Below are 14,484 nucleotides of genomic sequence, written 5' to 3' on the forward strand. Positions count from 1 at the left end.
GCTCAGACAGTATGCGGGGCCGCGCCCAGTTTCTCCGGTGCGGCCCCGCATCACCCACTTATGCCCCGCTTGGCGGAGCGTGCTCAGCCGGTCAAGCCGGGCGCACTCCGGTGCGTCTGTGTCGTAATCGTCAGGACGCGTCGGCGGCCTGCTTGTCGGCGTCGTCCTTGTCGGACTTCTTGTCGTCGGACGCTGCCGCGCCGACCGTCGGGACGATGCCAGCCAGGCCGGAGAGCATCTGGCCGAGCTGGGCGGTGACCGCGTTCTTCTGGCGGGTGAGGTCCTCGACCTCGCGGCGGGCGGTCTGGAGGGCCAGCTCAGCCTCGGTACGGGCCTCGCTCAACAGCCGCTGCGCCTCGGCACGCGCCTCGTTGACGGTCTTGTCGGCGAGCGCCTTGGCCTTCTCCACCGTCTCGGTGGCGGTGCGCTCGGACTCGACCCGCCGTGCCTCGGCCCGCTGCTCGATCTCCTTGGCTCGGTCCTGGGCGGCGCGGGCCCGCTGCTCGGCTTCGCTGACCAGCTTCTGGGTCTGCGCCACCTGGGTGGCGTGCCGCTCGGACTCCTCCCGCTCGGCCTTCTCCCGGCGCTCGGCGAGTTGCAGCTCCAGGGCCTGGAGGTCCTTGTCCCGCTTGTCCCGGGCATCGGTGAGCAGCTTGGTCGCCTCGGCACGCTTCTCCTCGGCCTCCCGGGCCGCCTTCGCGCGCTGTTGCGTGATCTCCCGCTCGGCGGTGGCGCGCAGGGTCGCGACCTCCCGCTCGACCGTCGACTTCAGTTCGGCCACCTCGTGGGCGGTCACCGTGCGCAGCTGCTTGGTCTCCCGCTCGGCGTCCGCGCGCAGCGTGTCCGCCTCCCGGCGCGCCTGCACCCGGACCTCGGCGGCCTCCCGTTCGGCGGCGGTACGGACGCTGCCCGCCTCCCGCTCGGCGGTGGCCTTCATCGCCGCCGCCTCGGCCCGCGCCTTGTCGGTGATCTCCCGCGCCTCCAACCGGGCGGCGGAGAGGATGCCCTCCGACTCGCGCTTGGCCTCGCCACGGTGGTCGTTGGCCTGCTCCTCGGCCAGCCGCAGGATCTGCTCGACCCGGGTGCCCAGTCCGGACAGCGTCGGTCGGTTGTTCTCCTCGAGCTGCTTGTTGGTGTCGGTGAGCTTCTGCTCCACCGCGGCGAGGCGCTGCTCCGCCTGGCGCAGTCGCCGCTGCGCGTCGTTCATGCGCTGCTCAGCCTCGCCCCGAGCCTGCTCGGACTGGGTCAATGCGGCGCTGAGCCGACCGAGGAAGTCGTCGACCTGTCCGCGGTCGTAACCGCGTAGGGCGACCGTGAAGTCGGGTTGCGAGTTCGCGTTATCGAAGAACGCGAGAGGGGAGGTCTGCTGCTGGGGCATTGGGACATACTGGCAGACGTACCAGGGTGCTTCGCAAGAGCCGGCTGGGCCGGTTGGTCCGGTTTCCCTGGTCGGATCAACCGGTGGACGGGCGGCCCGAGAGGGTGCCGTGCCCGGCGTACCAAATTTACGATCTTGGCAGCTCCGGGCCGCCGTCACAGTCGGTGAAAGTGGCGCCGGTGCCACCATGTCCTCAGTGTCGTGGGAAAACCGGAAACATCAGCCGGTTAAGCCTGGCAAATAGCCCGAACCGCCTTTCTTGCGAAAGCGAATCGAGTGGGGTAAACATCGACCGTCATCCCCAAGGAAACGCAATGCGTGACCGATGGAATGACCGCCCTGTCGCTGCCCGCTCGGCGGGGTGGCCTCCATCACCAACCCTGCCGACGTTCAGGCAACTCCCTCGGCCATCCCCGCAACCGCCCTCGGTGCACCCCGGAGTTTCCCCTCAGCGTCCCCGGAACCGGTTGATGGCCACCTCGTGCCGGGCCCGCAGTTCGTGGTCGCGTACCCCGAGCCCGTCCTCGGGGGCGAGGCAGCGGACACCGACCTTGCCCTGATGGGCGTTGCGGTGCACCTGGTACGCGGCCTCGCCGGTCTGCTCCAGCGGGAAGGTCCGGGATACGGTCGGATGGATCCGGCCGAGCGCGACGAGCCGGTTGGCCTCCCACGCCTCGCGATAGTTGGCGAAGTGGCTGCCAACGATGCGCTTGAGGTGCATCCACAGGTAACGGTTGTCGAACTGGTGCTGGTAGCCGCTGGTCGAGGCGCAGGTGACGATGGTCCCGCCGCGCTTGGCCACGTAGACGCTGACGCCGAAGGTTTCCCGGCCCGGGTGCTCGAACACGATGTCCGGGTCCTCGCCTACCAGGTGGGTTCGGCCACCGCGTCCCACGCGAGCGGCCGAACCCACCTGTCCGGTCAGCTCGCGGATCCGCTCGCCGAACCGTCGCCACTCGTCGGTGTTCTGGGTGTGCTCGTCGGACCAGAACCGGAAGCCCTCCGCCGCCCGGTCGATGACCAGTTCGGCGCCCATCCGCCGGCACAGCTCGGCCTTGTCGGGTGAGGACACCACGCAGACCGGGATGGCGCCACCGTGTAGCGCGAGCTGGGTCGCGTAGCTGCCCAGACCACCGGAGGCACCCCAGATCAGTACCACGTCACCCTGTTTCATGTTCGCGCCGTGGTGTGAGACGAGCTGCCGGTATGCGGTGGAGTTGACCAGCCCTGGGCTGGCCGCCTCCTCCCAGCTCAGGTGTCCGGGCTTGGGCATGAGCTGGTTGGCCTTGACGATGGCGAGTTCCGCCAGTCCGCCGAAGTTGGTCTCGAAGCCCCAGATCCGCTGCTGCGGGTCGAGCATCGTGTCGTCGTGCCCGGCGGCATCCTCCAGCTCCACGGACAGACAGTGTGCGACCACCTCGTCGCCGGGCCGCCACTTCGTCACGCCCGGCCCGACCCGCAGTACGACGCCGGCAGCGTCCGAGCCCACCACGTGGTACGGCAGGTCGTGCCGTCGGGTCAGCTCCGACAGCCGGCCGTACCGCTGGAGGAACTTGAAGGTGGGCAACGGTTCGAAGATGCTCGTCCAGACGGTGTTGTAGTTGATGGCGCTGGCCATCACCGCCACCAGCGCCTCGCCGGGGCCGAGTTCCGGGGTGGGCACCTCCTGTAGGTGCAGTGACCGGCGCGGGTCACGGTCACGGGGGGCGATCCCGTCGAACATGTCGACCTCGTCCGCGCGGACGACCATCCCGCGGTACGTCTCCGGTACGGGTAGGTGGGCGATCTCGGCCAGTTTCCGGCCCGGGTCGTCCGAGCCTTCCGCCTCCATGATCACTTCGAGGATGCTTCGCACGGCCCAACCTCCGTTCGTCCGGTGCCATCGGCACCCTCCGGCGCTGCCAGTCGCCGCGTACGACCGGTTGTCGACGCAGGTAGCGCCGGAGTGGAGGGAGGTTACTTAACGGTAGCTAGGGTCGGGAAGCGGTTTGTGAAAAACTGCATTGGTCGATGCGTGAAGCTGCGTGACCTCGCTGTCTCGTGAACCGGTACGCGCGCCGTCGGCCTGGTCGGCGCCGTCGACGGCCCCCCTCCGGCCACCTGGCGGGGTCGGCCACCCGGCCACCCGGCCTACCCAGCTACCCGGCGGGGTCGGCCACCCGGCCACCCGGTTCACCCGGCGGAGTCGGCCACCCGGCCACCCGGCCACCCGGTTCACCCGGCGGGTCGGTCAACGGCCGACGAGCCGGGCGACGATGGGAGCCGCGGCGGCCAGGTTGCTCCCCAGATGCAGGTAGCTGAAGCCGAACCGCTCCCGCACCGAGAGCAGTTTGTCGACACACTCGTCGACGCTGCCGTGCAGGGCCACCGGCGAGTCGGCCAACGTCGCCGGGTCGACCCGGGTGGCGTGACTGGAACTGGATCGATGGGTGAGACCCCGGTGCACCACCCGTACGTCGAACATCCGTACCTGGAACTCCAGGCCGGCCGGGTCGCGGCCGGCGCGTACGGCGGCCGCGCGGGCCCAGGCCACCTTGCGGTCCAACCGTCGCGGACCCATCTCGGTGATCGCGCTGAGCGGGTCGACATCCGGGGCGAGGCGCGGATTGATCCCGACGATGTCGGCGCACCGGCCGGCCAACTCCAGGATGCGACGGCTGCCCCCGCCGATCAGCAGGGGCGGGCGGGGTAGCTGCACCGGTCGGGGCACTCCGGGCAACTCCGTGACCTGGTAGTGCTGCCCGGTGAAGGTGACCGGCTTGTCACCGAAGAGTCCCGAGAGGAGTTCGACCGCCTCGGTCAGCCGGTCGACCCGTATGCCTGGCGGGTCGAACCGTACGCCGACCGCGTCGTGGTCGGCCCGTTGCCAGCCGGCACCCAGCCCGATCTCCACCCGACCACCGGAGAAGACGTCCAGGTTGGCCAGGGACCTGTGCAGCAGCGCCGGATGCCGGAAGTCGTTGCAGAAGACCAGGCCGAGCACGCGTAGCCGGGTGGTGGCCTCGGCGGCGACCGTCATCGCCACCAGCGGGTCCATGGACCAGCCGCCGGTCAGGTGGTCGGAGACCGAAACGGAGCTGAAGCCCAGGTCCTCGATTCGGCGGATCTCGTCGCGCCACCGGGCGACCGGCCGGTCGAGGGCCGGGGCGGAGGTGGTGAATCGGAACGGGCGTGGTGTGACGATCTCGTCCTCCCGGGGCTGGGTCGGCGGCTGTCCGGGTCGGTGCGGGGGAGCCGGGGCGGACTGGGTGTGTCCCGGTGTCGGCGGCCTGCCTGACTGTAGGCGCGGGCCGGTACGCCAGCGGCGCACCGCGCTCGATAGGGCCGGTCGGATTGACGACAGTGCGTCGTACCCCGGTGGCCCTGTTGAGTCACGGCACCGCCGCCTAGCGTGACCAGCGGCTGAGATCTTCTCGTAGGAGGCCCGCGATGACAGTGGTGTACTTCGACTCGCCGATCCCCGACGACGAACGCCGACGGAAGCTCTTCGGTGGCGACTTGTTCGTCTATTCACCGACTCCCGCTTCGCTGGCGCTGGTCGCCTTCGCGCGGGAGATGGCGGAGGCGGCGTTCGCGCCGCACTTTCCGCCAGATGCCCAGCACCACCTGGCCGGCCCGGCGTACGTCGACGTCCTCGCCAGCCTGAAACCGACCTTCATCAACCATCCGCACAGCAAGGAACTCGTCCGGCGGGTGCTCACCGACCTCGGTGTCGACCCGGAACAGACCTACTTCGACGTGCCCCGGCTCCGCACGATGACCAGCGACTATCTCAACGCCGGGCTGACCCTCCAGTTCGAACCGCACCGGGACACCTGGTTCTCCGCGCCGATGTGCCAGCTCAACTACTGGCTACCCGTGTACGACGTGGCGGAGGAGAACGTGATGGCCTTCCACCCGCCGTACTTCGACTGTGCGGTGGCGAACAGTTCCCGGGACTACGACTACGCTGAGTGGGTGGCGCACGGGCGTACCTCCGCCGCCCAGCAGATCGACGTGGAGACCCGTAAGCAGCCACAGATCGAGCAGGACATCGAGCGGCATCCGGACGTACGGGTGATCACCCCGCCCGGTGGCATCGTCATCTTCTCCGGTGCCCACCTGCACACGACGGTGCCGAACACCTCGGGGCGTACCCGCTTCTCCATCGACTTCCGCGTGGTCAACCGCACCGACGTGCGCGACGGCATCGGGGCGCCGAACGTCGACTCGGCGTGCACCGGCACCACCCTCGGCGACTTCCTGCGCGCCACCGACCTGACCCCGCTGCCAGCCGATCTGATCGGCTGAGGGGTGCGGAAGGGCCCCTTCCTATCGCTTTCCGCCTTGGCGGGGACCCTTCCCAGCCCCGGGCGTCGGCGTGCTCACGCCGCCGGAGCCGCCCCGGCACCGGTGGTCCGGGCGGGCTCGACCAGCTCCACCAGTACACCGCCGGCGTCCTTCGGGTGGACGAAGTTGATCCGTGAGCCGGCCGTACCGCGCCGGGCGGTGTCGTAGAGCAGCCGTACGCCCCGCTCGCGCAGCGCCGCGCTGGCGGCGTCCACGTCCTCGACGGTGTACGCCACCTGCTGCACGCCTGGCCCGTTGCGATCGAGGAACTTCGCGATCGTCGACTCCTCGGAGAGTGGGGCCAGCAGTTGTAGGCAACCGCCGTCGGTGCTGGGACCGACGGCCAGCATCGCCTCGCGTACACCTTGTTCGGCGTTGGTCTCGGTGTGCACGCAGCGCATCCCGAACACCCGCTCGTAGAACTCGATCGCCGAGTCGAGGTCGGCGACGGCGATGCCGACGTGGTCGATGCGGAGCAGGCCGATGCCTGTGAGATAGTCGGCAGAGGGCTCGACTGGGGAGTGGTCGGTCATGGCGCTAGTCTGACCTAACAATCGTTAAGTTGTCTGGTCAGTCCCACCCCTCGGAGGCAATAGCTATGGCTTCGGTGAGCGCGAGGAGCGAGCGGAACGAGTCCGTGTCGCGAGCGGGTTCGGTGATCGTCGACGGCGCTCGTACCCCGATGGGGCGGCTACTGGGCAACCTCAAGGACCTCTCGGCGACCGCCCTCGGCGGGATCGCCATCAAGGCCGCCCTGGAGCGGGCCGGTGTCGCCGCCGACCAGGTGCAGTACGTGATCATGGGGCAGGTGCTCCAGGCCGGTGCGGGACAGATCCCGGCCCGGCAGGCCGCCATCGACGCCGGCATCCCCATGTCGACCCCGGCGCTGACCATCAACAAGGTCTGCCTCTCCGGCCTGGACGCGATCGCCCTGGCCGACCAGCTCATCCGGGCCGGCGAGTTCGACATCGTCGTGGCCGGTGGCATGGAGTCGATGACCAACGCCCCGCACCTGCTGATCGGGCAGCGATCCGGCTACAAGTACGGCGACGTGGTGATCAAGGACCACATGGCGCTGGACGGACTGACTGACGCGTACGACTGCTGCTCGATGGGGGAGTCCACCGAGCGGCACGGGGCGAAGCACGGCATCACCCGGGCGGAGCAGGATGCCTTCGCCGCGGCCAGCCACCAGCGGGCCGCCGAGGCGCGCAAGAACGGCGTCTTCGCCGAGGAGATCACCCCGGTGCAGATCCCGCAGCGCAAGGGTGACCCGATCATGATCGCCGAGGACGAGGGCATCCGGCCGGACACCACCGTCGAGACGCTGGGCAGGCTGCGGCCCTCCTTCGCCAAGGACGGCACGATCACCGCCGGCAGTGCCTCGCCCATCTCCGACGGAGCCTGTGCCGTGGTGGTGATGAGCAAGGCCAAGGCCAAGGAACTCGGGCTGACCTGGCTCGCCGAGGTCGGCGCGCACGGCAACGTGGCCGGCCCGGACAACTCGCTGCACTCCCAGCCGTCCAACGCCATCACCCACGCCCTGCGTAAGGGTGGGTTGGGCATCGAGGACCTCGACCTGATCGAGATCAACGAGGCGTTCGCGGCGGTCGGCATCCAGTCCACCCGGGACCTCGGCATCAGCCCGGAGATCGTCAACGTCAACGGTGGGGCGATCGCCCTCGGCCACCCGATCGGCATGTCCGGCGCGCGGCTGGTGCTCACCCTGGCGTACGAGTTGAAGCGCCGCGGCGGTGGCACCGGCGCGGCGGCCCTCTGCGGCGGCGGCGGTCAGGGCGACGCGCTGATCATCCACGTCCCAGGTGCCGAGCAGGGGCAGTGAACGAGGTCGAGACACCGACAGCGAGCAGGGCCGGGACACCGGTGGCCAATGGAGCCGGGACGAGCGCACCGCCGCTGCGCCGCAGCCGGGACGTACCGCTGCTGGTGGAACGGGCCCGGCAGGGCGACCCGCGTGCGGTGGCCCGCCTGATCACCCTGGTCGAGTCGGGTGACGAGGTGCTGCCGCAGGTCGCGGCGGCCCTCGCGCCGCACACCGGCAGGGCGCAGGTGGTGGGGCTGACCGGGTCACCCGGGGTGGGTAAGTCGACCACCACCAACGAGCTGGTCCGGGCGCTGCGGGCGCGCGGTCACCGCGTCGGGGTGCTGGCCGTCGACCCGTCCAGCCCGTTCACCGGCGGGGCAATCCTCGGTGACCGGGTCCGGATGCAGGACCACGCCACCGACCCGGGGGTCTACATCCGGTCCATGTCCAGCCGGGGTCACCTCGGCGGGCTGTCGGCGGCCACCCCGGCGGCCGTACGGGTCCTGGAGGGCGCCGGCTGCGACGTGGTGCTGGTCGAGACCGTCGGCGTCGGGCAGGCGGAGGTCGAGGTCGCCTCGCTGGCCGACACGACGCTGGTGCTGCTCGCCCCCGGTATGGGGGACGCCATCCAGGCGGTGAAGGCCGGCATCCTGGAGATCGCCGACATCTTCGTGGTCAACAAGGCCGACCGGGACGGTGCCGACGCCACGGTACGCGACATCCAGGGCATGATCGCGCTGGGCGAGCGAGGGCCGGGGCAGTGGCGACCGCAGGTGGTCCGGGCGGTGGCCGTGCGCAGCGAGGGCATCGACGACATCGCCGCCGCGATCGACAAGCACCGCCGTTGGCTGGACGAGCACGGCGAGCTGCGGCGACGTCGGGAGGCGCGGGCCGCCGCCGAGATCGAGGCGATCGCGCTGGGCGTGCTCCGGGGTCGGATCGGTTCGCTGCGCGACGGTACGGCCCTGTCGTCGCTGGCGGCGCGGGTGGCCGAGGGCGCGAGCGACCCGTACGCCGCCGCCGACGAACTGCTGGCCGGCCTCGACGGCTGACTGTGGTTAGGAAGGGCCCCTTTCCATCGCTTCTTGCCGTGGAAGGGGCCCTTCCTTTCAGGCGTCCGCTGTCCAGGCTCGGGTGCGGTAGCGAAGATCATCGAGGCGGTGCCAGTGGGCTTCGACGGCCCGGTGGCCGGCTTTGGTGAGGCTGATCCAGGTCTGCGGGCGCTTGCCGGCGAACCGCTTGTCGATCTCGATCATGCCTGCGGTCTCCAGCTTTGCGAGATGGGCGGACAGGTTGCCCTTGGACAGGCCGGTGAGCCGCTGGAGGAACAGAAAGTCGGCTTCTTCGCAGGAGGCCAAGGCGGTGGTGATGGCGAGGCGGGCGGGCTCGTGGATGAGCTTGTCCAGACCGGCCAGCTCCTCGAACGGGCGGCTCACTGGCCCAGGGTACGGCGCAGCAGCAGGTGACTCCAGCCAGCCAGGACCGCGGTACCGGTGATGAAGGCGATGATCCAGTGCTCGGTGACCGACAGCGGATGGGGTCCGGCTGGACCGCCGAGCGGGAGCAGGCTCAGAACCGTTCCGGCGCAGCCGATGAGCAGCAGGGCCGGGGCGAGTGGACGCTCGAACCGGGCACCGGCGAGCGCCCCTACTGACAGGATCAGGGTTTCCAAGCTGACGGGCAGGGCCAGGTCGAGTGCGTGGACGAGGGCCGCCACCGTGAGCAGGCCGGTGACGGGCCACAGCAGCATGTGTTTGGCGCGGTGCTGGTAGCGCTGCCGCACCTGCCCGTAGGTTCGGCGGTAGTGAGCCACGGCAGCCAGCACCGCGAGCGCCGCCACCAGTGCGCCGGGAAGCAGCGTCCATCCGTTGACCCAACCGGCGGCCCAGCTCATGGCCAGGCCGCACCAGGCGATCGCCGGAAGCATGGCCAGGCCCTGCAGCATCTCGAAGTGTTCGGTGACGTAGCGGACCTGTGTCGAGTCGGTCATCGGCATCCTTCGTTCCATGCCATTTAACGTACAGATTCGCAAACCGGTTTGCAATGCAGACCGGTCTGTCGTGCGGTAGTTGCGGGTTCCAATCCGGACTGACCGCTTTCGACGCCCTGGCCGAGGCGCTGCGGGCTGCCGTTGGGTCGCCTCTGGCTAGTACGCTCGCTCATCGCGAATGGCATCGGGGCAGGCTGTCGATCCGGTGCCGAGACCAGGGGAGAAGTGAGCAATGACCGAGGTTGTGGATAACGGGCCGGCTGCCGAGGACGCTCCGGCCGCACCTGCCGCCGTTCCGACGGCTGCGCCGAGTGGAGCCGCCGTGCCGGGTGGAGCCACGCAGGGGGCCACCGCCGTCTCCGAGGAAGTGGTGGAGAAGATCGCCGGCAGCGCGGCGCGGAAGGTGCCCGGCGTCGCCGACCTCGGCGGCGACGTTGCTCGGTTCTTCAACAGTGTGCTCGACCGGGTCGGCCTGGAGCGCGTGGGTGACGCCCGCCGGGGGGTCTCGGCGGAGGTCGACGGCACGTCGGCCGTGATCAACGTCGTACTGGTGATCGCGGAGGGGCACGTCGTGGCCGAGGTGACCGAGGCGGTGCGCGCCGCGGTCGTCGCCGCCGTGCAGGGGTACGGCCTGACGGTCTCGGCTGTGAACGTCAAGGTCGACGACATCGAGTTGGGTACCGCGCCGGCTGCCGGCGCCTGACCGGCCGCGTACGGGTACGGGTGCGGGTCGTAAATGGCCCGGCCCGTACGTTACTGCTCGGTACGGACTTCCTTATCGATCGTTCAGGACTGCGCTCTACACTCGACGTGCAGTCGACGAGTCGAGGAGGACCCCGCCGATGAACGCCGACGAGATCGCCGCCGGACGGGCGCGCTGGCAAGCCAGGTACGACGCCGCGCGCAAGCGGGACGCCGACTTCACCACCCTTTCGGGCCTGCCCGTCGAGCCGGCGTACGGCCCACCCGAGGGCGTCGCCTATCCCGGGTTCGACCGGATCGGTTGGCCGGGCGAATACCCGTACACCCGGGGGTTGTATCCGACCGGTTATCGCGGGCGGACCTGGACCATCCGGCAGTTCGCGGGGTTCGGCAACGCGCAGCAGACCAACGAGCGCTACAAGATGATCCTCGGTGCGGGTGGCGGCGGCCTGTCGGTCGCCTTCGACATGCCGACGCTGATGGGGCGCGACTCCGATGAGCCGCAGGCGTTGGGCGAGGTCGGCCACTGTGGCGTGGCCATCGACTCGGCGGCCGACATGGAGGTGCTCTTCGACGGCATCGACCTGGCCGGCGTGACGACGAGTATGACCATCTCCGGACCGGCGGTGCCGGTCTTCTGCATGTACCTGGTGGCGGCCGAACGGCAGGGCGCTGACCTGTCCACCCTGGACGGGACCCTGCAGACCGACATCTTCAAGGAGTACATCGCGCAGAAGGAGTGGCTCTTCGACCCCGAGCCGCACCTGCGCCTGATCGGCGACCTGATGGAATACTGCGCCGCCGAGATCCCGCGCTACAAGCCGCTCTCCGTCTCCGGCTACCACATTCGCGAGGCCGGCTCGACCGCCGCGCAGGAGTTGGCGTACACACTGGCCGACGGGTTCGGCTACGTCGAGCTGGGGCTGTCGCGCGGCCTCGACGTCAACGTCTTCGCCCCCGGGCTCAGCTTCTTCTTCGACTCGCACGTCGACTTCTTCGAGGAGATCGCCAAGTTCCGGGCGGCCCGGCGGATCTGGGCCCGCTGGCTCCGTGAGAAGTACGGCGCCACCAGCGAGAAGGCGCTCTGGCTGCGGTTCCACACGCAGACCGCCGGCGTGTCGCTGACCGCCCAGCAGCCGGTCAACAACGTGGTCCGTACGGCGGTCGAGGCGCTGGCAGCGGTGCTCGGTGGCACCAACTCGCTGCACACCAACGCGCTCGACGAGACGTTGGCGCTGCCCACCGACGAGTCCGCCGAGATCGCGCTGCGGACCCAGCAGGTGCTGATGGAGGAGATCGGGGTCACCAACGTGGCCGACCCGCTGGGTGGCTCGTGGTACGTCGAGGCGTTGACCGACAAGATCGAGGCGGAGGCCGAGGCGATCTTCGACCGGATCCGCCAGCTCGGCGGGGACGGCCCACACAAGATCGGCCCGATGACCTCCGGCATCCTTCGCGGCATCGAGGACGGCTGGTTCACCGGTCAGATCGCCGAGTCCGCCTTCACCTACCAGCAGGCGCTGGAGAAGGGGGACAAGAAGATCGTCGGAGTCAACTGCCACACCGGTACGGTCGCCAAGGAACTGGAGATTCTGCGCATCTCGCACGAGGTGGAGTTGGAGCAGCGTCGGATGCTCGCCGAGCGCAAGGCCGGACGGGACGACGCGGCCGTCAAGGCGGCGCTCGCTGCGCTGATCGACGTGTCCCGTACCGAGGGGAACATGATCCCCGCGATGCTGACGGCGGTACGGGCCGAGGCAACCCTTGGTGAGATCTGCAACGCGCTGCGGGACGAGTGGGGCGTCTACCGCGAGCCGGCCCGCTTCTGAAAGTGCCCGCCGAAAGGTGGGGCACGCCCGCCCCGTTCCTGCCCTCGCGCAACTGCCCGGAGGGAGTGGTCACCCGGCTGCCGGTTGGCCACTCCCTCCGGGCGAGTTCGTGCACGGTGAGCGGGGATCCGACGACGATGCGGACTGCCGGGGCGTCGGGTTTGTGGCGGTGGCGGTTGGTCTGGGTTGACCGGCGAGCGTGCAAGACTAGACAACCATGAGCGAGCCACGGATCAACCCGTCGATCTTCACCCGCGGCGCGGTAGACCTCGGCGCACTACGCAGCGCCGCCCCGACCCCGTCCCGCCCCGCCACCGCCGCCCCGGCCACCCCGGGCGCGCCTGGCACCCCGTCGACCGGAGCCCCGCCGACCCCGACTGCGAGCGGCGTTGCCGTGATCGATGTTACCGAGGCGACCTTCCAGACCGAGGTGCTGGAACGGTCGCTGACGACTCCCGTCGTCGTCGACTTCTGGGCCGAGTGGTGTGAGCCGTGCAAGCAGCTCTCCCCGATGCTGGAGCGGCTGGCCACGGCGGACGGCGGTGCCTGGGTGCTTGCCAAGATCGACGTGGAGAGCAACCCGCGCCTCGCGCAGATGTTCCGGGTGCAGAGCATCCCCACCGTCTACGCGGTGGTGGGCGGGCAGCCGGTGGACGCCTTCTCCGGAGTCGTCCCCGAACCACAACTGCGGCAGTGGCTTGACGCCGTACTCAAGGCGGGGGGTGTGGCTACCGCCGCACCCGAGGACCCGCGCCTCGTCGACGCCGACGACGCACTGATGAACGGAGACCTCGACGCGGCCGAGCAGGCGTACAAGAAGATCCTTGCGGACTCTCCTGCGGACGCGGTCGCCGAGGCGGGCCTGGCGCAGGTCGAGCTGACCCGACGGGTGATCCAGGTCGCCGACCCGGCCGCCGCGCTGACCGCGGCAGCGGCGGATCCCGACGACGTCGCGGCACAATTGCTGGCCGCGGACGTCGAGGTGCTCAGTGGACGGGCCGAGCAGGCGTACGCTCGTCTGGTCGACCTGGTCCGACGGACCTCGGGTGACGATCGGGAGACGGCCCGGCAACACCTGGTCTCGCTCTTCAAGGTCGCCGGTCCCGATGACCCCACGGTAGCCAGCGCCCGGCGGGCCCTGGCCCGAGCCCTGTTCTGACCGGACGCCCGCGTTCCGGGCACCGACCCGAGTCACCACATCGCTGACCCGAACCAGCGGCACCGCCGACCACGAGCCGACACCGACGACGAGAAGCGAGTCCACCAGCCTCGAACGGCCACGACCAGGACGGGAGCCCATGATGCGCCGGATCGCCGTCCTCGACGCACCGTCCAACCTCGGGCTGCGCCCGCCGACGCTCTCCTCGGTGCCCGGCTGTGCCAAGGCACCCGGGGCGTTGCGGGACCATGGCCTGATCGCCCGGCTCGGGGCTCGGGACGCGGGCTGCCTCACGGCACCGCGATACGACCCTGGTGACTGGCGCCCCGGTGACGGGGTCTGCCACGCCAGGTCGATCGCGGGCTATTCCATGTCGCTGGCGGAACGCATCGAGTCGATCATCGAACAGGGGGAGTTCCCCGTCGTGCTCGGCGGGGACTGTTCGATCGTGCTCGGCTCGGCGTTGGCGATGCACCGGCTGGGCGAGTCGGTGGGGGGCCGGATCGGGCTGGTCTACGTCGACGGCCATTCCGACTTCCGGCACCCGGGCAACGCCTCGTACGTCGGTGCCGCCGCAGGCGAGGGACTGGCCCTGGTCACCGGCCGGGGGCAGGCGGACCTGGCCTCGATCGAGGGCCGCCGACCGTACTTCCGGGACATCGACGTGGCGGTGCTCGGCATCCGGGCCCAGGACGACTACCGACTGGATCTCCAGGCGGCCGGCATCGTCACCCGGCCGGTGCCGACGCTGCGGGTGGAGGGGGCCGCCCGCAGCGCCCAGTGGGCCCGGGACCAACTGTCCGACTGCGCCGGCTACTGGGTGCACGTCGACGTCGACGTCCTCGACCCGGCGGTGATGCCGGCGGTCGACGCGCCCGACCCGGGCGGGATCGCCTTCCCCGAGTTGGAGTTGCTGATCGCCGGTCTGGTCGAGACACCACACTGTCTGGGCCTGGAACTCACCGTCTTCGATCCGGACTACGATCCGGACGGCAGCTATGCCGCCGAGATCGTCGCCGCCCTGGTCGCCGGGCTCGCGTCGGTCGTCGCGCCGGATGCGGGCTCGCTTCGTCCATTGCCGGCCCAGTCGGGTACGGCGGCCCGCCGGGGACTGCGGGCGGTCACCGGGGTGGCCGAGTCAGCCAGAACCGACGGTGCCCCCGTGACGGACGGGGCGGCCGACGGGGCCGGCTGACGGGCGTACGCCTGGCTGACCGACCGATACGGCGGGCTCGCCGCGGGGACAGGGCTCGCCGGGCCAGGCGACCGACC

The 14,484-nt window shown here is 70.1% G+C and carries 12 protein-coding genes and 1 pseudogene; 7 read left to right on the forward strand and 6 right to left on the reverse strand.

Annotated elements, in window-relative coordinates; all coding sequences use genetic code 11:
• Positions 1 to 130: 130 nt before the first annotated feature.
• The 3 genes from FHR38_RS20305 to FHR38_RS20315 all read right to left on the reverse strand — a co-directional run bounded on the left by FHR38_RS20305 (position 131) and on the right by FHR38_RS20315 (position 4,688).
• The gene (locus tag FHR38_RS20305) at positions 131 to 1,378 is read right to left on the reverse strand and encodes a DivIVA domain-containing protein (protein WP_184536159.1); all 1,248 of its coding nucleotides are present in this window, start codon (positions 1,376 to 1,378) and stop codon (positions 131 to 133) included.
• A 448-nt stretch (positions 1,379 to 1,826) separates the two neighbouring features.
• Positions 1,827 to 3,233, reverse strand: a complete 1,407-nt coding sequence (ccrA, locus tag FHR38_RS20310) for a crotonyl-CoA carboxylase/reductase (protein ID WP_184536160.1) — start codon at positions 3,231 to 3,233, stop codon at positions 1,827 to 1,829.
• 375 nt (positions 3,234 to 3,608) lie between these two features.
• Complete coding sequence (locus FHR38_RS20315) at positions 3,609 to 4,688, reverse strand: TIGR03621 family F420-dependent LLM class oxidoreductase (RefSeq protein ID WP_184536161.1); 1,080 nt, start codon at positions 4,686 to 4,688, stop codon at positions 3,609 to 3,611.
• 119 nt (positions 4,689 to 4,807) lie between these two features.
• Between FHR38_RS20315 and FHR38_RS20320 the strand changes: the two genes are divergently transcribed.
• Positions 4,808 to 5,668, forward strand: coding sequence for a phytanoyl-CoA dioxygenase family protein (locus FHR38_RS20320; protein WP_184536162.1), 861 nt, complete (start codon positions 4,808 to 4,810; stop codon positions 5,666 to 5,668).
• 74 nt (positions 5,669 to 5,742) lie between these two features.
• Here the strand turns inward: FHR38_RS20320 and mce are convergent, their stop codons facing one another.
• Positions 5,743 to 6,240 (reverse strand): methylmalonyl-CoA epimerase, encoded by a 498-nt coding sequence (gene mce / locus FHR38_RS20325; RefSeq protein ID WP_184536163.1) that lies wholly within the window; start codon positions 6,238 to 6,240, stop codon positions 5,743 to 5,745.
• Positions 6,241 to 6,344: 104 nt separating this feature from the next.
• Here mce and FHR38_RS20330 point away from each other — a divergent pair, with 104 nt between their 5' ends.
• Both FHR38_RS20330 and meaB read left to right on the forward strand, forming a co-directional pair.
• Positions 6,345 to 7,550, forward strand: coding sequence for an acetyl-CoA C-acetyltransferase (locus FHR38_RS20330; RefSeq protein WP_312882579.1), 1,206 nt, complete (start codon positions 6,345 to 6,347; stop codon positions 7,548 to 7,550).
• Between the two features lie 41 nt (positions 7,551 to 7,591).
• Positions 7,592 to 8,584, forward strand: coding sequence for a methylmalonyl Co-A mutase-associated GTPase MeaB (gene meaB / locus FHR38_RS20335; RefSeq protein WP_184539973.1), 993 nt, complete (start codon positions 7,592 to 7,594; stop codon positions 8,582 to 8,584).
• Between the two features lie 57 nt (positions 8,585 to 8,641).
• Here the strand turns inward: meaB and FHR38_RS32375 are convergent, their stop codons facing one another.
• Positions 8,642 to 8,968, reverse strand: a complete 327-nt coding sequence (locus FHR38_RS32375) for a transcriptional regulator (RefSeq protein ID WP_184536165.1) — start codon at positions 8,966 to 8,968, stop codon at positions 8,642 to 8,644.
• The gene (locus FHR38_RS32380; protein ID WP_184536166.1) at positions 8,965 to 9,522 is read right to left on the reverse strand and encodes a hypothetical protein; all 558 of its coding nucleotides are present in this window, start codon (positions 9,520 to 9,522) and stop codon (positions 8,965 to 8,967) included. Before FHR38_RS32380 ends, FHR38_RS32375 begins: the two co-directional genes overlap by 4 nt.
• Positions 9,523 to 9,754: 232 nt before the next feature.
• On the opposite strand from FHR38_RS32380, the gene FHR38_RS20350 reads away from it, so the two are divergent.
• The 4 genes and pseudogenes from FHR38_RS20350 to FHR38_RS20365 all read left to right on the forward strand — a co-directional run.
• A complete protein-coding gene (locus tag FHR38_RS20350; RefSeq protein WP_184536167.1) occupies positions 9,755 to 10,225 on the forward strand; it encodes an Asp23/Gls24 family envelope stress response protein in 471 nt (156 codons plus the stop codon).
• 139 nt (positions 10,226 to 10,364) lie between these two features.
• Complete coding sequence (gene icmA / locus FHR38_RS20355) at positions 10,365 to 12,053, forward strand: coenzyme B12-dependent isobutyryl-CoA mutase large subunit (protein WP_184536168.1); 1,689 nt, start codon at positions 10,365 to 10,367, stop codon at positions 12,051 to 12,053.
• 217 nt (positions 12,054 to 12,270) lie between these two features.
• Positions 12,271 to 13,212: a tetratricopeptide repeat protein gene (locus FHR38_RS20360; RefSeq protein WP_184536169.1), complete on the forward strand. Its 942-nt coding sequence runs from the start codon at positions 12,271 to 12,273 to the stop codon at positions 13,210 to 13,212.
• 139 nt (positions 13,213 to 13,351) lie between these two features.
• Positions 13,352 to 14,371 (forward strand): annotated as a pseudogene (locus FHR38_RS20365) (arginase family protein); the annotation flags it as partial.
• Positions 14,372 to 14,484: the final 113 nt, after the last annotated feature.

Source organism: Micromonospora polyrhachis, from assembly GCF_014203835.1.
In the GTDB taxonomy this organism is placed as follows: domain Bacteria; phylum Actinomycetota; class Actinomycetes; order Mycobacteriales; family Micromonosporaceae; genus Micromonospora_H; species Micromonospora_H polyrhachis.

What these genes read in the sequence shown, in the direction of transcription:
- FHR38_RS20305 (WP_184536159.1), bottom strand. Translation starts at nt 1,378, where the DNA reads ATGCCCCAGCAGCAGACCTCCCCTCTCGCGTTCTTCGATAACGCGAAC.
- FHR38_RS20320 (WP_184536162.1), top strand. Translation starts at nt 4,808, where the DNA reads ATGACAGTGGTGTACTTCGACTCGCCGATCCCCGACGACGAACGCCGA.
- mce (WP_184536163.1), bottom strand. Translation starts at nt 6,240, where the DNA reads ATGACCGACCACTCCCCAGTCGAGCCCTCTGCCGACTATCTCACAGGC.
- FHR38_RS32380 (WP_184536166.1), bottom strand. Translation starts at nt 9,522, where the DNA reads ATGACCGACTCGACACAGGTCCGCTACGTCACCGAACACTTCGAGATG.
- FHR38_RS20350 (WP_184536167.1), top strand. Translation starts at nt 9,755, where the DNA reads ATGACCGAGGTTGTGGATAACGGGCCGGCTGCCGAGGACGCTCCGGCC.
- icmA (WP_184536168.1), top strand. Translation starts at nt 10,365, where the DNA reads ATGAACGCCGACGAGATCGCCGCCGGACGGGCGCGCTGGCAAGCCAGG.
- FHR38_RS20360 (WP_184536169.1), top strand. Translation starts at nt 12,271, where the DNA reads ATGAGCGAGCCACGGATCAACCCGTCGATCTTCACCCGCGGCGCGGTA.